This is a genomic window from Bacillus sp. AM 13(2015) (assembly GCF_001518755.1).
GTDB lineage: Bacteria > Bacillota > Bacilli > Bacillales > Bacillaceae > Bacillus > Bacillus safensis.
Window position 1 is genome coordinate 241,859 of sequence record NZ_LKCP01000082.1, and the last position, 19,792, is coordinate 261,650.

Genomic DNA, 19,792 nt, shown 5'->3' on the forward strand with positions numbered 1-19,792 from the left:
ACGGCTTTGGAAATTCGGAAGGAGTAAAGAACGATGCTTGAACAGGTGATATTGTTTACAATCATAATGGGATTTTTAATCAGTGTTCTTTTATCCCCGATTTTTATTCCGTTTTTAAGAAGACTTAAATTTGGTCAAAGTATTAGAGAAGAAGGACCACAGTCTCATCAAAAGAAATCAGGTACTCCGACAATGGGCGGAATTATGATTATCTTTTCTATCACAATTACGACGATTGTGATGATCAACAAATTTTCTGAGATTAGTCCAGAAATGTTTTTATTGTTATTTGTCACGCTTGGCTACGGTCTATTAGGATTTTTAGATGATTATATTAAAGTAGCGATGAAACGAAACCTAGGTTTAACATCAAAACAGAAATTAATCGGTCAAATTGTGATCGCAGTGATTTTTTATGCAGTCTTCCATTATTATCAGTTTGCAACGACGATTCGCATTCCAGGAACAGATGTCAGCTTCGATTTAGGATGGGCTTACTTTATCCTTGTCGTTTTCATGCTTGTCGGGGGTTCTAATGCTGTGAACTTAACGGATGGACTGGATGGTCTATTATCTGGTACCGCTGCTATTGCCTTTGGAGCCTTTGCTATACTGGCTTGGAATCAATCACAGTACGATGTAGCGATCTTTTCAGTAGCTGTTGCTGGAGCCGTTCTTGGGTTTCTTGTGTTTAACGCGCATCCTGCAAAAGTATTTATGGGCGATACAGGGTCGCTTGCTTTAGGCGGAGCGATTGTAGCGATTGCCATTTTAACAAAGCTTGAAATTTTACTTGTCATTATTGGAGGAGTATTTGTTGTCGAAACGTTATCCGTTATTCTTCAAGTGATCTCCTTTAAAACAACTGGAAAAAGAATCTTTAAGATGAGTCCGCTTCACCACCACTATGAGTTAGTTGGCTGGTCTGAGTGGAGAGTAGTTGTCACCTTCTGGACAGCTGGTTTATTACTTGCTGTTTTAGGAATTTACATCGAGGTGTGGTTATAATTGAATAAGATGCAAATGTTAAAAAACGAACATGTACTAGTATTAGGTCTTGCAAAAAGCGGATATGCGGCAGCTTCAATTCTTCATGAGCATGGAGTAAATGTCATAGTAAATGACCAAAAGCCGTTTGAAGAAAATGAACCAGCTCAGCTTCTTTCTGAAAAGGGGATTGATGTCATTTGTGGCAGCCATCCTCTTCGTATGTTCGATGATAATGAAATAACGATTTTAATTAAAAATCCAGGAATTCCATATGAAAATGTGATGGTTCAAGAGGCGATTCGCCGCCAAATTCCAGTTTGGACAGAAATTGAATTAGCTTATCATTTAACCTCAGCTCCTTTTATTGGGATTACTGGATCAAATGGAAAAACCACCACCACGACTTTGATTTATGAAATGCTGAAAAGCGATAGTCAAAAAACTTTAGTGGCAGGTAATATTGGCACAGTTGCCAGCGAAGTCGCTGCAAAGGCAGCTGGCGATGAGTGGATTGTAACTGAGTTGTCTTCTTTCCAGTTGATGGGAACAGTTGATTTTAGACCTAAAATCAGCTTAATATTAAATATTTTTGATGCCCATTTAGACTATCACCACACTCGTGATGAATATGAAAAAGCAAAGCAGAAAGTATACGCACATCAACTTGAAGATGACATAGCTGTCATTAACCTCGATGATCCATCAGTCGTAAAACTGGCTGAAGCTTCAAAAGCAAAAAAAGTATTTTTCTCGGTGAAAGAGCAAGTAGAACATGGTGCTTATATTAAAAATGGTGCGATTTACTACATGAATGAACATATCATCGATTTAAAGGATGTTGTTCTTCCTGGTGAGCATAACCAAGAAAATATTTTAGCAGCTATTTGTGTTGTGAAAAATACTGGCTGCTCAAATGAAGCAATCGCACACGTTCTCACGACTTTTAGTGGAGTGAAGCATCGTCTCCAGTTTGTAGATACAATTCAAAGCAGAAAATTCTATAACGATAGTAAAGCCACCAATATACTGGCAACAAGTAAAGCATTGTCAGCTTTTAAGCAGCCGACCATTTTACTAGCCGGCGGGCTTGATCGCGGTAATGAATTTGATGAATTGAAGCCTTTTATGAAAAATGTAAAAGGAATCATCACATTTGGTGAGACGGCACCTAAGTTTGTGAAGCTTGGTGAAGAACTGGGAATACATCACGTAAAACATGTCGATAATGTTGAACAAGCAGTACCTGCGGCGTTTAACATTTCTGAAGAAGAAGACGTGATTTTATTATCCCCGGCTTGTGCAAGCTGGGATCAACATAAAACATTTGAAGAACGTGGAGACATGTTTGTAAACGCCGTGCATATGCTTAAATAAGGGCTTGTCTCTCATAATGACTGACAGCCCAAATGAATTATGCTTGGGGTGTCGGTCTCTTGACGAATAAGAAAACTTCTCCGGACTTTTTGCTTGTTGTCATTACTTTACTTTTATTGACGATTGGTTTAATTATGGTGTACAGCGCTAGTGCTGTGTGGGCATCGTATAAATTTGATGATTCGTTTTATTTTGCAAAAAGACAGCTTTTGTTTGCCGGAATCGGAGTTATCGCGATGTTTTTCATTATGCGAGTCGATTATTGGACGTGGCGGACTTGGTCAAAGATATTGATTGCTGTTTGTTTTCTCCTTTTACTGCTTGTACTTATTCCAGGTATCGGTATGGAGAGAAATGGATCAAGAAGCTGGATCGGTGTCGGTGCGTTTAGTATTCAGCCCTCTGAATTTATGAAGCTTGCGATGATTGCGTTTCTTGCAAAATTCTTATCTGAAAAACAAAAAAATATCACATCCTTTCGTAAAGGTTTCGCACCAGCATTAGGCATTGTCTTTTCTGCATTTGCCATCATAATGCTGCAGCCAGATTTGGGAACAGGGACGGTAATGGTTGGAACCTGTATTATTATGATATTTGTTTCAGGTGCGAGAATTGCTCACTTTATATTTCTCGGTCTTTTAGGGCTCAGCGGATTTGCTGCACTCGTCTTATCAGCGCCCTACCGCATAAAACGAATTACATCGTACTTAAATCCTTGGGAAGATCCACTAGGCAGTGGGTTTCAAATTATTCAATCCTTATACGCTGTTGGTCCAGGCGGTCTGTTCGGAATGGGTCTCGGTCAAAGTAGACAGAAATTCTTTTATTTACCTGAGCCTCAAACAGACTTCATCTTTGCGATATTGTCTGAAGAGCTTGGCTTTATAGGAGGATCACTCATTTTGCTGCTCTTTAGTGTTCTATTATGGAGAGGCATACGAATAGCACTTGGAGCCCCAGACTTATACGGAAGTTTCCTAGCAGTTGGCATTATTTCAATGGTTGCCATTCAAGTGATGATTAATATCGCAGTTGTTACTGGACTCATCCCTGTGACAGGGATCACGCTCCCATTCCTAAGTTATGGCGGCTCATCACTGACATTAATGCTGATGGCAATTGGTGTACTTCTGAATGTAAGCAGGTACGCTAGATATTAATGTGCTGCTAGTTAATGAAACCATGATGACATTTATTTTGCAAAAGTACAAAAAAATGATTTGAAGAGTGAAAAAGACAGCTTTCGTATTGAAAACATGTTTTTTTGACTCTTCTTTACAGGTTTTAACGGAGCCCTGTTGTTTAAAACAGGGTTTATACTTTGTTCAGAGCAGAAAAAAATTGAGGGGAAATGGTATAATGCGTATAGTAATCAGTGGAGGCGGAACAGGCGGACATATTTATCCGGCCTTAGCTTTTATTAAAGAAGTGAAAAGACTGCATCCTAATGTAGAATTTTTATATATTGGTACTGAAAATGGACTTGAAAAGAAAATTGTAGAAAGAGAAAATACTTACCTTCAAGTCATAGAATTTCAGGTTTTAAAAGAAAGCTTTCCTTTGATAACGTAAAAACGGTGATGAGATTTCTAAAGGGCGTTCAAAAGAGCAAATCTTACTTGAAGGAATTCAAGCCAGATGCGGTCATTGGAACAGGTGGTTATGTGTGTGGTCCTGTCGTTTATGCGGCATCCAAGCTGAAGATCCCGACCATTATTCACGAACAGAACAGCCTGCCTGGTATCACAAATAAGTTTCTGGCGAGATATGTTGATAAGGTAGCCATCTGCTTTGAAGAAGCAAAGGCACATTTTCCTTCTGAAAAGGTTGTATTTACGGGAAACCCTAGAGCCTCTGAAGTCGTCTCTATAAAAGAGGGGAAATCTCTTAAAGAGTTTGGGCTGGATGAAAAGAAAAAAACAGTTCTTATTTTTGGCGGGAGCCGTGGTGCTGCACCGATTAATAGAGCAGTCATTGACATGCAAGATGAATTAAAGGCTAAGAACTATCAGCTTTTATATATCACAGGTGAGGTTCATTATGAGAAAGTGCTGAACGAACTAAAGGAAAAAGATGTAGCACCTAATATGATCACAAAGCCTTTCTTGCATCAAATGCCGGAGTACTTGAAATCAATTGATGTGATTGTTGCAAGAGCGGGTGCCACAACGATTGCTGAAGTAACAGCCCTTGGAATCCCAACTATTTTTATTCCAAGCCCATACGTGACAGCAAATCACCAGGAAATTAATGCAAGATCACTAGAAAAGCATGACGCTGCAATCGTTTTAAGAGAATCAGAGCTTTCTGGAGAGAGCCTTCTTCATGCCATTGATGAAATTGCTGGTAATGAAGAAAAGTTAAACGAAATGAGCCGCTTAACAAAAGAACTGGGAGTACCGGATGCGGCTGGACGTTTATATAATGTATTAAAAGAAATTACGACTACATGATGGAATGATATTAGGTAAGGCGGAGGGTAATATGGAGAACTTGAAGAATGAATTATTAGAAGCGCAAGTCGGTAAAGTGCTTGAAAATGAGCCGCTTGCAAATCATACGACGATGAAAATAGGCGGGCCGGCAGATCTATTGATCGTTCCTAAAGATATCGATGCAGTTAAAACGATCATGGATCAGATAAAAAAACACCACGCGGACTGGACGGTTATTGGGAGAGGATCGAATTTACTCGTACTTGATAAAGGAATACGTGGCGTTGTCCTGAAGTTAGGCGCTGGACTTGATCATTTAACTATAAATGATGAAGAAATTACAGTTGGCGGGGGCTATTCTGTTGTAAGGCTTGCAACGTCTCTTAGTAAGCAGGGTCTTTCAGGGCTGGAGTTTGCAGCTGGTATCCCGGGATCTATTGGCGGCGCTGTTTATATGAACGCAGGTGCGCACGGATCTGATATTAGTAAGATCCTTGTGAAAGCGAGAATCTTATTTGAAGATGGAAGTATCGAGTGGCTAACAAATGAGCAGATGAACTTTAGCTATAGAACATCTGTCCTTCAAAAGGAACGACCAGGCATTGTTCTCGAGGCCGTGTTTAAGCTCAAACAGGATGATCGCGAGAAAATCACAAAGAAAATGCAGCAAAATAAAGACTATCGTAAGGAAACACAGCCTTACAATCGACCATGTGCCGGAAGTATTTTTCGAAATCCGCTGCCTGAATATGCAGGACAGCTTGTAGAAAAAGCGAATTTAAAAGGGTACCAAATTGGCGGAGCAAGAATCTCTGATATGCATGGCAACTTTATTGTGAACGCTGGTGGCGCAACTGCTCAAGACGTGCTGGACTTAATTCAATACATCCAAAAGAAAATTAAAGATGACTACAATGTAGATATGCATACAGAAGTAGAAATTATCGGTGAAGCAAATTAAAACTAGTTTTTATGAATGATGGCATCACAGGAAAACAAACGGCATGAAAGAATGCCGTTTGTTTTCTCATCAAAATGATGACCCAAAGGTGTGGACAAGCAGCTTTGAATGGGGTGAAGAATATACATGCGGCCTGATCATGAAAATGAAAAGATCGTCAATATAGAAGAACGAATTCCTAAAATTAAAGAACAAAGGAAGCAGAAAGCGAACCGGAGACTAATCTCTTTTATTCTACTGTTTTTTATCATGGTTTTAATCATTATTTATTTGCAGACACCAATCAGTAAAATTTCTTCTTTAACTATTACGGGTAACGAGCATGTCCCTACAAAACAACTTGTGAAACTTTCCCAAATTAAAGAAGGCGAAACAGAGTTTTGGAATTTAAATAAAGATTTAACAGCAGATCATATTAAACAAAACAAACTGATTAAAAGTGTTAGTATCAAAAAACATTTTCCGAATAAGGTCAGTATTGCTGTCAAAGAATATACCAATATTGCGTATCTTCAAAAGGGAAATCTATACTATGAGCTTCTTGAAAATGGGACAGCATTACCAGAAGAAGTCACACCAAGTCATGCAGGACCTATTTTTGTGGATTGGGACAATAAAGAGAAGCTGAAGCAAACTGTAAGATCTTTAAATCAGCTGCCAGCCTCTATTCAGGAACTCATCTCTGAAATATATTATGTGCCGACAAGCTCAAACCAATGGCTCGTTAAATTTTATATGAATGATGGGAACACTGTGATTGCATCAATTAAAACATTCGCTGATAAAATGAAAACTTATCCTGCCATTGTAAAAGAACTTTCACCTTCTGAAAAAGGCACAATCCATATGGAAGTCGCGACGTATTTTGAAGCGTTTAAATCTGAGAAAAAGGAAGATGAACGTTGAGAGGCAAAACAGTTATATTCTCAATTGTAATGCTTGTTCTTGGTTTTCTGATTTCTTTTTCATACCAATATACTAAGCAGCATCAGGCAGAGGTCATTCGCACAGAGCAATGGAAAAAAGAATATTCCTTGAAAAGTCAGCTGACAAAGCAAGAAAAGGCGAATCAGAAACTTGAAAAAGAATTATACAGCCTTCAATCACAGGTTCAAGCCACTGAGTCCAATTTGAAAAATGAAAAAGAGCAGTATTTTAATGTATTGGAAGATGTTGAGAAATACAGGATGTTTACAGGAGAGATCGGCGTAAAAGGAAAAGGGGTAAAAGTATCCCTTGAAGATGCATCTTATATCCCGAGTGGACAAAATGTCAATAATTACATTGTTCATGAGAGCCACATTTTTCATGTGATAAACGAACTGTTTATATCAGGGGCCTCTGCCGTATCTATTAACGGACAGAGAATTACACACCAATCATACATACATTGTAACGGCCCAGTTGTCACAGTTGACGGTGTTCAGCATCCAGCGCCGTTTGTCATTTCTGCTATCGGTGATCCGGCGGTGTTAATACCTGCATTAAATATTGCAGGAGGAGTGGTCGACCAGCTGACAAGTGATCATATTTCGATGACGATTGAAAAAAAGGATATTCGTATGAATCCTCTTTTAAAACACAAAGATTAAAAGTGAAAAGGTGAGTGGTGTTGAGGAAAAAGAAGCCTTTACTTAGTTTGACAGCCTTAATGGTGATATTCGGCATCATGGTCTCCATCCAATTTAACTCATTGCAAAAGCCCAAAGTTCGTGATACTCGCGATGTGTGGGAGCTAAGAGAGGATTTATCTGCATCTAAAAGTAAAGAATTGGATTTACTGAAAGAAATTGATAAATATGATGAAATGCTGAAAAAGTATGGTCATCAAGGTGATCAATCAAAAGAAGCTCAACTAACAAAAACATTAAAAGATTTAAAAGAAAAGGCTGGTTTTACAGAAGTGACAGGGGAGGGAATTGAAGTTGACATCTCTCAGCTCTTCTCAAAGGATCTGACTGGAGAAGAAGTGAAAAATATCCCGCCTGATCTTCTGAAAAAGCTAATCAACGAAGCCAATATGTATGGGGCAAAGCATATTTCCATTAATGACCACCGTGTGATTAATACTAGTGTGATTCGAGATATTAATGGCACGACAAAAATGGATGGCTACAGCTTAGATGGTGATGAAGTCACTATCAAGATGATCAGCGACCAGGCCGACAAATTATACAGCCGTTTAAATGTATCAGATATTGCTGATTTGTTTGCTCAGGAAAATTTCGGCTTGAGTATTAGCCAGCCAAAGCAACAAATTCAACTAAAAGCATATGACGGTGCAATTCAGGTAAACGAGTTGAAGCCTCTTGACGATGTAAAGGAGGGAAAATCTTAATGTGGCTTCCTGTACTTGGCTTAATCATAGGAGTTGCGATCGGTTTCTTAACAAATTTTACGATACCGAATGAGTATTCTAATTATCTTTCCCTCGCTGTACTTGCTGCACTTGATACATTGATTGGTGGAATCAGGGCACATCTGCAAGGGGCATACGATGAACTAGTGTTTGTATCAGGCTTCTTTTTTAATATTATACTTGCAATAAGTTTAGCTTTTCTGGGCGTCCATCTTGGTGTAGACTTGTACTTAGTCGGAATGTTTGCTTTCGGCGTTAGATTGTTTCAAAATATAGCAGTTATTCGAAGAATTCTACTAACTAAATGGACAATTTCTAGAGAAAAAAAGAAAAAAAGTGAGTCATAAAAAAGGATATACATATGATGTAACGAATATTTTCAGTAATCCTAATAAAAAATGTTGATTTTTTAAGTTTTGTTACACACTTGTAAAAACACATTCATTGTATTGTTGTTCAGCAAATAATAGAATAGAAAGTATTGATATGTGAGGAGGTGCCATAGAATGAACAACAATGAAATTTACGTCAGCCTTGACATCGGTACATCCAATATTAAAGTCATCGTCGGAGAAATGGCGGATGATTCGCTTAACATTATAGGTGTTGGAAATGTCCCTTCAGAAGGGTTAAAAAAAGGATCGATTGTTGATATAGATGAGACAGTTCATTCTATTAGACAAGCATTTGAACAGGCTGAAAGAATGGTAGGTTTTCCTTTACAAAAGGCGATTGTCGGAATTAACGGAAACCACATTCATATTCAGAATACGAGCGGCGTGGTCGCAGTATCTAGTGAAAACAAAGAAATACATGCTGAAGATGTGAGACGTGTCTTAGATGCTGCACAGGTAGTATCTATTCCTCAAGAACATCTCGTCGTAGACGTCATCCCGAGGCAATTTATCGTCGACGGAAGAGATGAGATCACTGATCCGAAAAAAATGCTTGGTGTTCGGCTAGAGGTGGATGGATCGTTAATTACAGGTTCTAAAACGATTCTACATAACTGGCTCCGATGTGTAGAGAGAGCTGGAATTGAAATTATGGATATTTGCTTGCAGCCGCTCGCATCGGGCTCAGCAGCATTATCGAAAGATGAAAAAAATCTAGGGGTAGCTCTCGTTGATATTGGCGGCGGATCTACAACGATTTCCGTATTTGAAAACGGGCATCTCTATTCTACTCACAGTATCCCTTTGGGCGGAGAGAACATTACAAAAGATTTGTCTATAGGACTTAGAACTTCTACTGAAGAAGCTGAACGAATCAAAAAACAATTTGGACATGCGTTTTATGATGAGGCATCGTCTGAGGAAACATTTGAAGTTTCTGTCATCGGTACCGATCAGAAACAGACGTATACACAGCTTGAAGCGGCCAATATCATCGAAGCTCGGCTGGAAGAAATCTTGCTCTTTGTGGCAGAGGAATTAAGAAATATGGGTGTCCATGATTTGCCTGGCGGATTCGTTCTAACAGGTGGACAGGCAGCTATACCAGGTATCCTTTCTCTTGCACAAACGGTCTTGCAAAACAATGTTAGAATTGCAAGTCCGAATTATATTGGAGTGAGAGAACCTCAGTATATGACAGGAGTGGGTCTGATCCACTTTGCTTATCGCAATGCAAAGATTCAGGGCAGACAGGTTGGATTCCAAATGCCGGATGAGGCGTTTCATGAAGTAGGCGCATCCATGGAGCCGGTTTCTTCTGCACCACAAGTAAAAGAAGCGCAGCCAAGACCGAAAGTAAAACAAAAAGCACAAGAAGAGACAAATAAAAAACCGGGCAAAATGAAAAAACTATTTAATATGTTCTGGGAATAGAATTAGATTTTCGACGGATTAGGAGGATTCAGCATGTTGGAGTTTGAAACAAATATAGACGGCCTAGCATCAATTAAAGTAATCGGAGTAGGTGGAGGCGGAAATAACGCTGTCAACCGAATGATTGAAAATGACGTACAAGGTGTCGATTTCATTGCAGTCAATACAGATGCACAGGCGTTAAATCTATCAAAAGCAGAAACGAAAATGCAAATCGGTGCTAAGCTGACAAGAGGGCTTGGAGCAGGTGCGAATCCTGAAGTCGGTAAAAAAGCTGCTGAGGAAAGCAAAGAACAGATTGAAGAAGTATTAAAAGGCGCAGACATGGTCTTTGTTACTGCTGGTATGGGCGGTGGAACTGGTACGGGTGCTGCACCTGTCATTGCAAAAATCGCAAAAGATTCTGGTGCATTGACAGTTGGAGTCGTGACTCGTCCTTTCACATTTGAAGGAAGAAAACGTCAGCTTCAAGCAGTAGAAGGAATTGCTTCTATGAAAGAAGCAGTTGACACATTAATTGTGATTCCAAACGATCGCTTGCTTGAAATTGTTGATAAAAACACGCCAATGCTTGAAGCATTCCGTGCAGCAGATAACGTACTACGACAAGGTGTTCAAGGGATCTCAGATCTTATTGCTACACCAGGTTTAATCAACCTTGACTTTGCTGACGTGAAAACGATCATGTCTAATAAAGGTTCTGCTCTTATGGGTATTGGTGTCGCAACAGGTGAAAATCGTGCTGCTGAAGCTGCGAAGAAAGCTATTTCTTCACCGCTTCTGGAAACGGCAATCGATGGTGCACAAGGTGTCATCATGAATATTACTGGTGGTACGAACCTAAGCCTTTATGAGGTACAAGAAGCAGCGGACATTGTTGCTTCTGCATCTGACGAAGATGTAAACATGATTTTCGGGTCTGTCATTAATGATAACTTGAAGGATGAAATTGTGGTAACCGTGATCGCAACTGGATTTATTGAGCAAGAGCCAGAGGTGACAAAACCACAAAGAAATCCATTAGGACAAGGATTAAAGCAAAATCAATCCATTCCTCAAAAGCGTGAAGTGAAACGTGAGGAGCATCAGCAGCCATCATCTCAGCCGAGACAAAATACACAATCAAGCGATGATACGCTGGATATCCCAACGTTCTTGCGCAATCGTAATAAACGCTAATCAAGTATTACTCATCCCCTTCCATTGGAAGGGGATTTTTTCATGTCTCATATATAAAGAAACCAGCATCTCGTCTGAATAAAAAGTCTTGAATGTGTCTGGGTCACTTCATTCAACATGTGTATTTTGGCTTAGGGTGATTAAGTAAAAAGAATCATTTTTAAATCCTATTACAAAAAGCGACAAAATGATGATCTTTATTTGACTACATTAAATAGAACACCATGAATCTTGTCATGAACAAAGGAAAGGGAGGAGTGAGACCCGCACTCTGTTTGACCATTTGAGGAGGAGGGATTTGATTGAAAGTGAAGTTTCACAAAACCGCCGGCTATCGTTTGATGAGTCTTTTGGTGATTGGTACTTTAACGATGACAAGCTTTGGGATGGTTCAAGCAAAATCGACTTCTACCTCATATCAAGAGGAAGCTGTTTCCTCCAAGAAAACAAAAGCCAAGATCTCATCTAGGTTAATGAAACAGTTTCAACAAGAAGACAAGGTGACCTTTTTAGTCAAAATGAAGGAACAAACAAATGTCAAAAAAGTGGCGAAGGATGCTGTGTCAAAAGCAAAAAAACAGAAGTTAACAGCTGCTAAAACGCAGTACACAAAAAGATCAGCTGTTGTATCAGAACTAAGAGCAACATCTGAAGAGACGCAGGAAGCGCTGCTTGCTTATTTACAAAAGGCACAAAAGAAAAAGCAAGTGAAGGATATTCATTCGTACTATATTGTGAATGGTCTCGCTGTGACTGGAACGAAAGAAGTCATGGAAAAGGTTGCTTCCTTCCCAGAAGTAGATCAAGTGTTGCTAAATGAAATCCGTCAAATTCATCGTCCTGTTGATTTGAAGACTTCAAAGCCGAACAAACAAATCAAAGCAGCAGATGGAATCGAGTGGAATATTTCTCAAGTTCATGCCCCAGAAGCGTGGGCTTTAGGCTATGACGGTACTGGTACCGTTGTGGCAAGTATTGATACAGGTGTGGAATGGGATCATCCTGCATTAAAAGAAAAATACCGCGGATTTGATCCTGCACGTCCGAATGAACCTTCACATGAATTCAATTGGTACGATGCAACGACAGGCTCTAAAACGCCATACGATGATTTAGAGCATGGTACACATGTGACGGGAACGATGGTTGGCTCTGAGCCAAATGGAGAGAATCAAATTGGCGTCGCACCAGGTGCAAAATGGATTGCGGTGAAAGCTTTCTCAGAAGATGGTGGATCAGATGCTGATCTGCTTGACGCAGGTGAGTGGATTTTAGCCCCAAAAGATGAAAACGGAAACCCTCATCCAGAAAAGGCACCAGATGTAGTCAATAATTCTTGGGGCGGCGGGCCTGGTCTAGATGATTGGTATAAAGATGTGGTCAATGCTTGGAGAGCGGCAGATATCTTCCCAGAGTTTTCAGCTGGTAATACGGATTTATTTAACCCTGGCGGTGAGGGATCTATTGCAAATCCTGCGAACTATCCAGAAGCTTTTGCGACGGGTGCAACAGATCAAAACAACAAATTGGGTTCTTTCTCTTTGCAAGGTCCCTCTCCTTATGGCGTCATGAAACCAGATATTGCGGCCCCAGGGGTAAACATTCGTTCTTCTATACCTGGAAAAGGGTATGAGGATGGCTGGAATGGAACCTCGATGGCAGGTCCGCATGTTTCAGCTGTTGTGGCTCTTCTTCGCCAAGTACAGTCAGATCTGTCTGTGGAAGAGATCGAAGAAGTTCTCATTGATACTGCAAAGCCGCTGACAGATCAGCAATTCCCGGAATCTCCTAACAATGGCTATGGGGCAGGATTAATTGATGCAAGAGAGGCGATCACAGCATTAACAGATGGAATTGGCAAGATTGAAGGACAGGTAACAAAAGAAGGAGAAGATACAGAACCACCTGTTTTTTCTCATAAAGGACCGAATGAAATTTTTGCCTCTACGCCAACTCCTCTAAGCATCACAGCAGAAGATGAAGTAGCTGTGACAAATGTCTCCTTGAGCTATCAAGTGGATCAAGGGAAAAGGGAGACGCTGGAAGCAAAACGTACGGATGGAAATCATTTAAAGGGGACATATGTTGTCCAGCTGCCAGAACTTGAGGGAGAAAACGTCACGTACCGATGGATTGTGAAAGATTTTGGAGAAAATGAAGCCGCATCAGAACCGTATACGCTTCCGATTAGAACATCCATCACGACTGGCTACTCGCAAGATTTTGAAGCATGGCCTAGTGGATGGTTCAGTGGCGGAACAAAAGATCCTTGGCAGTGGGGAAAGCCGACCACAGGTCCGAAACAAGCCTTTACTGGAGATCATGTTTACGCCACAAACCTAGACAGTCCTTATGAAAATCAAACGGATGCTCATTTATCCATGCCGATGATTGCTGTACCTGAGTCAGGCTCCTCCTTTTTACAATATCAATACTGGCATGACCTTGAAGCAAATTATGACTATGTGCATATTCATGTGCAGCCTGAGGGGGAAGATGCTGTCCAGGTGGCAGCCTATACAGGTAAAACAAGTGCATGGACAAAAGGAGAAGTTGATTTATCTGCCTACAAAGGCCAAAATGTGAGGGTTATTTTTCAGCTCAGAACGGATGGCAGTGTGACAAAAGACGGTTTTTATTTAGATGATGTGAAAATAACAGATGAAGCCTTGCCTCAAAAGGCAAAGAAACAACTTGGCATCATCAAAAAAGAAAAGCCAGCACAGGAGCAGAAGAAACCCGTTGATCCGAAAAGGGCAAAGCCTGCTAAAATAAAAGAAAAACATGTCCAGATGAAAAAGGAAAAAAGCTTAGATGCTCCGTCTATCAAAGCTCTTCCGATGAAGGCAGAAATCAGTGTTCTTGAAAGCGGAAAATCCACGTACACAGATGAAGCGACAGGGAGATATCAGCTTTCTCATGGTGCAGGGGAGTTTACAGTGAAAGCTGAAGCATATGGATTTGAATCACGCACCCAAAAAGTCAATATTCCCTCAAATGACACGGCAGAGGCAAATTTCTCTTTGCAGCCACTTGAGAAACGAACGATCTCCGGCACAATTGTAAACGAAACAACGGGTGAAAAAGTCAAGGATGCCACGGTTTATCTTGTAGAGGATGCGAAAATTGAGCCGGTCAAAACAGATGAATCCGGCGAGTTTTCTCTAGAGGCATTGAGCGGTGTGTATACAGTCAAAGTATTTGCGAAAGGGTTTAAAGGATATTCATTTACAGCAGATGTGACAGAAAAGCCGCTTGAAAAAGCAATTAAGCTGGAACCTTTCATCGGTTTTGCTGGCGAAATTGGCTACGATGACGGAACAGCTGAAAATGCGCGGGCGTTCTATGATCCTGGCAATGGCTGGGCGGTGAAATTTTCATTAGAAAAGGGTAAGAAACAAGCGCAAGTCACAGGTGGGCTTTTCCGTTTCTGGACAGCAGAGTGGCCAGCCCCTGGCGGAAATGAATTTGCGGTTGAAGTGTATGATGCGTCCGGAAAGGACGGCGCTCCCGGTGAGAAAATCGCTGGACCTTTCAAAGCGAATGCGCTGCGCAATGGTGAATGGACAAAAGTAGATTTAGAAGATCAAGCCATTACGGTGGAGGGAGATTTCTACCTTGTCTATATTCAAACGAAAAAGAATACGGAATCTCCAGGCCTTGCAACAGATGAAGATGGACCAAATGCAGAAAGAAGCTGGCAGCTGACAAGCGGTGCCTTTTCTCCTTCTCCAAAAGAAGAGGGAAATTATATGATTCGTGCGCTTGTCCAATATGAAGCAGATGTACCAGAAATAACGTCTCCAAAAGCAGGAACGATCACGAACAAAGATGAACTGGAGATTGAAGGAAAAGCCTCTCCAGGGCTTGATGTAGCGATCTATCAAAATGATGAAGAGATTGCCAAAGTAAAAGCAGACCAGTCAGGTGTTTTCAAAGAGAAGGTCACAGTGTCAAGCGGAGAGCATGTATTCACGGCTGCTACTGTTACGGATAAAGGCGCAACGAAAAAATCCAAATCAGTCAAGGTGATCATTGATCAAACAGCCCCAGCGTTAACGATAGATACACCGAAAAAAGGGGAAAAGTCTAACAAAGAATCTCTCACTGTAGAAGGAAAGGTAACGGATGATCATCTTGATCAAGTCACTGTGAATGGAAAAAAGGCAGCAATAAAAGATGGGAAATATACTGCAAGAATACTGCTTGAAAACGGGAAAAATACGATCAAAGTAACAGCGAAAGATGCAGCAGGAAACAAAACGACTAAAAAAGTCGATATCGATGTTCAATACGAAGCACCTGAAATTTCGAAGCTGACACCAGCAGAGAATGTCAATCTATCATCAGGTGAGTCTGTTAAAATTTCATTTCACAGCAGAGAAAAGCTAGACGCAACGTTTGTCATTCATATGCCGCTGACAAACGCTAGATCAAAGCTGCAAAATACAACAGAGCTGCCGCTTCGCGAGGTAGCTAACGGAACATATGAAGGCTACTGGACAGCTACCTCTACTGCCAAAGCAAAAGGTGCAGTCATTGAAGTGATTGTGCAGGATGATTATGGAAACGTCACACGACAAAAGGCTCCAGGCACATTAAATATCAATGAAAAATAATCCTTAAAAAAGGCACGACTCCTAGGAGCGTGCCTTTTTCGTTTCGAACGATTGTTTGAAGGCTTGTCCGGGAGAACACTCTCTTGCTTTGCGCTCTCATTCCTCGACAAAAACAATAACAATCCACCAAAAGTTCTCTATCATCCCCAACAAGAATTGACAGACTTCCATCTCATGGCTGTTTTATACTGGTACAAACAAGTGCAAGTACTGCTTTTGATTCTTTGTTTCAGATGAAAGGAGCAGAAGGTGGTCATTTATTTAGATGTGATTTGGCTGTTAAACTTTTGTTTTGATCTATTGCTTCTCTTACTCACTGCATTTATTCTCAAACGACAAGTAAAAAAAAGGCGATATATGTTAGGAGCTCTGATTGGATCGAGCATTGTTCTCTTGCTCTTTACACCATTTGCAATGTTTGTGTCACACCCTCTAGGCAAACTGCTTTTTTCTGTCTTGATCGTGCTTGCAACTTTTGGATTTCAAAGATTTCGTTCCTTTTTTCAAAACCTGTTTGCTTTTTACTTTGTCACATTTTTGATGGGAGGAGGCATGATCGGGGTTCATTCGTTTTTACAAACCAATACTGTTATTCAAAACGGGCTGCTGATTTCACAAAATGATGGATTTGGTGATCCCATTAGCTGGCTTTTCGTTTTAACTGGCTTTCCTGCGATTTGGCTCTTTTCAAAGAAAAGATTAGGAGAGGTCGGTGCGAAAAAAAGACAGTTTGATGAACAAGTACTTGTGGAGATACACATTCACGGAGAGACCATCCGGCTAAAGGGACTCGTCGATTCTGGCAATCAGCTGTATGATCCTATGACGAAAACACCTGTGATGATTGTTCAGGCCGATCAGCTCATGTCCATTTGCGGAGAGCCTTTTATAGAGCTTATGAAGCAGTCTCATCCTGTTGAAGTGATGCAAAAGCTAGATGATCGATTTCCGCTTCTTGATCGTTTAAGACTTGTTCCATATCGAGCGGTCGGTCATGATCACGGGTTTCTTCTATGCTTAAAACCAGATACGGTCATCATTTATTCAAAAACACATATGATCCAGCCAGCCAAGTGTTTTGTAGGCATGAGTCTAAGCGGTTTATCAGCAGATCAGGAATTTCAATCCATCATTCATCCAGATATGTTAGACGGAAAAATCATCCAAGGGGTGTCTTAAGTTTTGGTGATGTCTTTTATCTTACGAGGTCAACTTGACATTTAGAAGGGAGAAGAAGATGAAAAAATTAAAATTTAAACTCACTTACTACTGGTATAAACTCCTCATGAAGCTAGGTCTAAAGAGTGATGAGATTTATTATATTGGTGGTAGTGAGGCGCTGCCGCCGCCATTATCAAAGGATGAAGAGCAGGAACTGCTTGTCAAATTACCAAAAGGTGATCAAACAGCAAGAGCCATCCTGATCGAAAGAAATTTGCGGTTGGTGGTCTACATCGCAAGAAAATTTGAAAACACAGGGATTAATATAGAGGATTTAATTAGTATTGGAACCATTGGCCTGATTAAGGCGGTCAATACATTTAACCCAGAAAAAAAGATCAAGCTCGCGACATATGCTTCGAGATGTATTGAAAATGAGATTTTGATGTATTTGCGCCGGAATAATAAAATTCGTTCAGAAGTGTCGTTTGATGAGCCGCTCAATATTGATTGGGACGGAAATGAACTGCTTTTATCAGACGTCCTTGGAACAGATGATGATATTATCACGCGGGATATTGAAGCAAATGTAGATAAAAAACTTTTGAAAAAAGCGCTGGAGCAATTAAATGACCGCGAAAAGCAGATCATGGAGCTCAGGTTCGGTTTGGTCGGCGGCGAAGAAAAAACCCAAAAAGATGTCGCTGACATGCTAGGAATTTCTCAATCGTATATTTCGAGGCTTGAAAAAAGAATTATTAAACGATTACAAAAAGAATTTAACAAAATGGTCTAAAAAAATTTTTTTGAAAGCTCTGTCCCTTTGCTGTCAAAGGAATCAACTTCTTTTCTCATGATTCTCATCATCACTCGTGCATATTTTTCCATCCCAAGGAGATACTGAACTTTGTACAACAGCTCCTGTAGGGAGGGAAAAAAGTGTCCAGAAATAAAGTGGAAATCTGCGGAGTCGACACCTCCAAACTGCCTGTTCTGAAAAACGAAGAGATGAGAAAATTGTTCAGACAGCTGCAAGATGAAGGTGACGATACAGCAAGAGAAAAGCTAGTCAATGGCAATTTGCGGTTGGTTTTAAGTGTGATTCAGCGTTTTAACAACAGAGGCGAGTATGTGGATGATCTCTTCCAAGTAGGCTGTATCGGATTAATGAAATCAATTGATAATTTTGATTTAAGCCACAATGTCAGATTTTCAACTTATGCGGTCCCTATGATCATAGGAGAAATCCGTCGATACTTGCGTGATAACAACCCGATTCGGGTGTCTCGTTCACTAAGAGATATTGCCTATAAAGCGCTTCAGGTCCGTGAGAGGCTGATTAGTGAGACAAGCAAGGAGCCAACGGCAGAAGACATTGCCAAAGTGCTGGAAGTGCCTCATGAGGAAATTGTCTTTGCCCTAGATGCGATTCAAGATCCTGTTTCTTTGTTTGAACCGATTTATAATGACGGAGGAGATCCGATTTATGTGATGGATCAAATTAGTGATGATCGGAACAAAGACACACAATGGGTAGAGGAATTAGCCTTAAAAGAGGGAATGCGCCGATTGAATGATCGAGAAAAAATGATTCTCCGCAAACGTTTCTTCCAAGGAAAAACGCAAATGGAAGTCGCTGAAGAGATCGGGATTTCTCAAGCACAAGTCTCAAGACTTGAAAAAGCGGCCATCAAACAAATGAATAAAAATATCTTTTAAAGCCGCCGCTTCATGTGCGGCTTTTTTCATTCTTGTGAGAGAGCACGTCTCTAGTATTGACTCTGTTATTTTTTTCATTTAATCTGTTTTTAACAAATGTTATTTTAGATATCATTTGTTAGGGAACACTTAAGCGGAAAGAAGGGTTATTATGACATTCCATGATGAAAGAAGGCTGCTCATAAAGGTTGCGCATATGTATTATGAAGAAGGCGCCACTCAATCTAAAATAGCAGAAGCTGTTGGGGTTAGCCGTTCGCTCATATCGAAATATTTGGCAAAAGCACGTGAAGCAGGAATCGTGGAAATCATTATTCATGATGAAGTGAATCAACAATATGGATCATTAGAAAGAAAAATAGAGCGGAAATATGGGCTGCGAGAAGTCGTCTGTGTGGAAACGCTCAGCCAAGAAACAACCAAAAGCCGAATCGGCGCTGCAGCGGCAGGCTTTTTGTTAAAAGTGATAAAGGATGGACAAGTCATCGGTTTTTCATCAGGAACCACTTTACATGAAATGGCGAAAGCGCTTACGTCAGTTCAGCACTTTCCATCCGTGACATTTGTTCCGCTTGTCGGGGGTGTGGGAAACGAAGATGTTGATATCCACGCCAACTATATTATTGCAAGGTGCACAGAAGCACTCAAATCTAAATGTGAGTTTTTACATGTGCCTGTTATGCTTGATACGAAAGAAGCGAAGGACGTACTAATCCGGCAGCCATCAATCAAAAAAGTGATTAAACTAGGAGAATCATCAAATATTGCGGTTGTCGGAATTGGCGGGGTTCCGCAGCATTCAACGATGGTGAAATCTTATATGACAAGCGGTGAGGAGGATATTCTTCAAGCGAAGGATGTGGCGGGTGACATTTGCTATAACTTTATTGATCATCAAGGGGAAGTGTATCCCCACCCGTGGAACGACCGGGTAATGGGCATAAGCCCGCAAAAGCTGAAGGAAATCCCGCTAGTCATTGGTGTCGCTGGAGGAGAAGAGAAAATTGAAGCGATCAGGGCAGCATTAGAAGGTGGATTAATTCATGTATTAATTACAGATGAACGAACAGGAGATGCCTTGTTAAAGTAACTACCTAATATGATTAGGTAGTTTTTTTGAGTCTTTAGACTCAAAAAGATTGAAAATTTTATCGATTTTAGCTTGA

15 protein-coding genes and 1 pseudogene are annotated in these 19,792 nt (G+C 40.5%); all 16 read left to right on the plus strand.

The window, feature by feature from the left end; translation table 11 throughout:
* Nucleotides 1-33 precede the first annotated feature (33 nt).
* The 16 genes and pseudogenes from mraY (at nucleotide 34) to AOQ70_RS14940 (ending at nucleotide 19,716) form a co-directional block, all read left to right on the plus strand.
* Complete coding sequence (gene mraY / locus AOQ70_RS14865) at nucleotides 34-1,008, plus strand: phospho-N-acetylmuramoyl-pentapeptide-transferase (protein ID WP_003211854.1); 975 nt, start codon at nucleotides 34-36, stop codon at nucleotides 1,006-1,008.
* A 9-nt stretch (nucleotides 1,009-1,017) separates the two neighbouring features.
* On the plus strand, nucleotides 1,018-2,364 hold the full coding sequence (gene murD, locus AOQ70_RS14870) for a UDP-N-acetylmuramoyl-L-alanine--D-glutamate ligase (RefSeq protein ID WP_052196550.1): 1,347 nt from the start codon (nucleotides 1,018-1,020) through the stop codon (nucleotides 2,362-2,364).
* A gap of 59 nt (nucleotides 2,365-2,423) precedes the next feature.
* The gene (gene spoVE, locus AOQ70_RS14875; RefSeq protein WP_024424259.1) at nucleotides 2,424-3,524 is read left to right on the plus strand and encodes a stage V sporulation protein E; all 1,101 of its coding nucleotides are present in this window, start codon (nucleotides 2,424-2,426) and stop codon (nucleotides 3,522-3,524) included.
* A gap of 199 nt (nucleotides 3,525-3,723) precedes the next feature.
* A pseudogene (murG, locus tag AOQ70_RS14880) lies at nucleotides 3,724-4,817 on the plus strand (undecaprenyldiphospho-muramoylpentapeptide beta-N-acetylglucosaminyltransferase).
* 31 nt (nucleotides 4,818-4,848) lie between these two features.
* Nucleotides 4,849-5,760 (plus strand): UDP-N-acetylmuramate dehydrogenase, encoded by a 912-nt coding sequence (gene murB, locus AOQ70_RS14885; protein WP_047202109.1) that lies wholly within the window; start codon nucleotides 4,849-4,851, stop codon nucleotides 5,758-5,760.
* Between the two features lie 126 nt (nucleotides 5,761-5,886).
* Nucleotides 5,887-6,666 (plus strand): cell division protein FtsQ/DivIB, encoded by a 780-nt coding sequence (locus AOQ70_RS14890; RefSeq protein WP_059377063.1) that lies wholly within the window; start codon nucleotides 5,887-5,889, stop codon nucleotides 6,664-6,666.
* Nucleotides 6,663-7,352: a DUF881 domain-containing protein gene (locus AOQ70_RS14895; RefSeq protein ID WP_039178348.1), complete on the plus strand. Its 690-nt coding sequence runs from the start codon at nucleotides 6,663-6,665 to the stop codon at nucleotides 7,350-7,352. The genes AOQ70_RS14890 and AOQ70_RS14895 overlap by 4 nt, the downstream gene beginning before the upstream one ends.
* 20 nt (nucleotides 7,353-7,372) lie before the next feature.
* Nucleotides 7,373-8,098 carry a DUF881 domain-containing protein gene (locus AOQ70_RS14900; RefSeq protein ID WP_059377066.1) on the plus strand — a complete coding sequence of 242 codons (726 nt, stop codon included), beginning with the start codon at nucleotides 7,373-7,375 and terminating at the stop codon, nucleotides 8,096-8,098.
* A complete protein-coding gene (locus AOQ70_RS14905; protein WP_003210988.1) occupies nucleotides 8,098-8,466 on the plus strand; it encodes a small basic family protein in 369 nt (122 codons plus the stop codon). The genes AOQ70_RS14900 and AOQ70_RS14905 overlap by 1 nt, the downstream gene beginning before the upstream one ends.
* Before the next feature lie 159 nt (nucleotides 8,467-8,625).
* Nucleotides 8,626-9,948 (plus strand): cell division protein FtsA, encoded by a 1,323-nt coding sequence (ftsA, locus tag AOQ70_RS14910; protein WP_024424253.1) that lies wholly within the window; start codon nucleotides 8,626-8,628, stop codon nucleotides 9,946-9,948.
* A 33-nt stretch (nucleotides 9,949-9,981) separates the two neighbouring features.
* On the plus strand, nucleotides 9,982-11,127 hold the full coding sequence (gene ftsZ, locus AOQ70_RS14915) for a cell division protein FtsZ (protein ID WP_024424252.1): 1,146 nt from the start codon (nucleotides 9,982-9,984) through the stop codon (nucleotides 11,125-11,127).
* 302 nt (nucleotides 11,128-11,429) lie between these two features.
* A complete protein-coding gene (locus AOQ70_RS14920; protein WP_059377067.1) occupies nucleotides 11,430-15,746 on the plus strand; it encodes a S8 family peptidase in 4,317 nt (1,438 codons plus the stop codon).
* Nucleotides 15,747-15,995: 249 nt separating this feature from the next.
* On the plus strand, nucleotides 15,996-16,925 hold the full coding sequence (gene spoIIGA / locus AOQ70_RS14925; RefSeq protein WP_039178359.1) for a sigma-E processing peptidase SpoIIGA: 930 nt from the start codon (nucleotides 15,996-15,998) through the stop codon (nucleotides 16,923-16,925).
* Nucleotides 16,926-16,983: 58 nt separating this feature from the next.
* Entirely contained in the window at nucleotides 16,984-17,703 is a 720-nt protein-coding gene (sigE, locus tag AOQ70_RS14930) for an RNA polymerase sporulation sigma factor SigE (RefSeq protein WP_007499746.1), read from the plus strand.
* A 143-nt stretch (nucleotides 17,704-17,846) separates the two neighbouring features.
* Entirely contained in the window at nucleotides 17,847-18,626 is a 780-nt protein-coding gene (gene sigG, locus AOQ70_RS14935; RefSeq protein WP_024424250.1) for an RNA polymerase sporulation sigma factor SigG, read from the plus strand.
* A gap of 151 nt (nucleotides 18,627-18,777) precedes the next feature.
* The gene (locus AOQ70_RS14940) at nucleotides 18,778-19,716 is read left to right on the plus strand and encodes a sugar-binding transcriptional regulator (RefSeq protein ID WP_039178363.1); all 939 of its coding nucleotides are present in this window, start codon (nucleotides 18,778-18,780) and stop codon (nucleotides 19,714-19,716) included.
* Nucleotides 19,717-19,792 lie beyond the last annotated feature (76 nt).

Coding starts and splice junctions, on each gene's coding strand:
- murB (WP_047202109.1), top strand. CDS start 4,849: ATGGAGAACTTGAAGAATGAATTATTAGAAGCGCAAGTCGGTAAAGTG.
- AOQ70_RS14905 (WP_003210988.1), top strand. CDS start 8,098: ATGTGGCTTCCTGTACTTGGCTTAATCATAGGAGTTGCGATCGGTTTC.
- AOQ70_RS14890 (WP_059377063.1), top strand. CDS start 5,887: ATGCGGCCTGATCATGAAAATGAAAAGATCGTCAATATAGAAGAACGA.
- AOQ70_RS14940 (WP_039178363.1), top strand. CDS start 18,778: ATGACATTCCATGATGAAAGAAGGCTGCTCATAAAGGTTGCGCATATG.
- ftsA (WP_024424253.1), top strand. CDS start 8,626: ATGAACAACAATGAAATTTACGTCAGCCTTGACATCGGTACATCCAAT.
- mraY (WP_003211854.1), top strand. CDS start 34: ATGCTTGAACAGGTGATATTGTTTACAATCATAATGGGATTTTTAATC.
- murD (WP_052196550.1), top strand. CDS start 1,018: ATGCAAATGTTAAAAAACGAACATGTACTAGTATTAGGTCTTGCAAAA.
- sigE (WP_007499746.1), top strand. CDS start 16,984: ATGAAAAAATTAAAATTTAAACTCACTTACTACTGGTATAAACTCCTC.
- ftsZ (WP_024424252.1), top strand. CDS start 9,982: ATGTTGGAGTTTGAAACAAATATAGACGGCCTAGCATCAATTAAAGTA.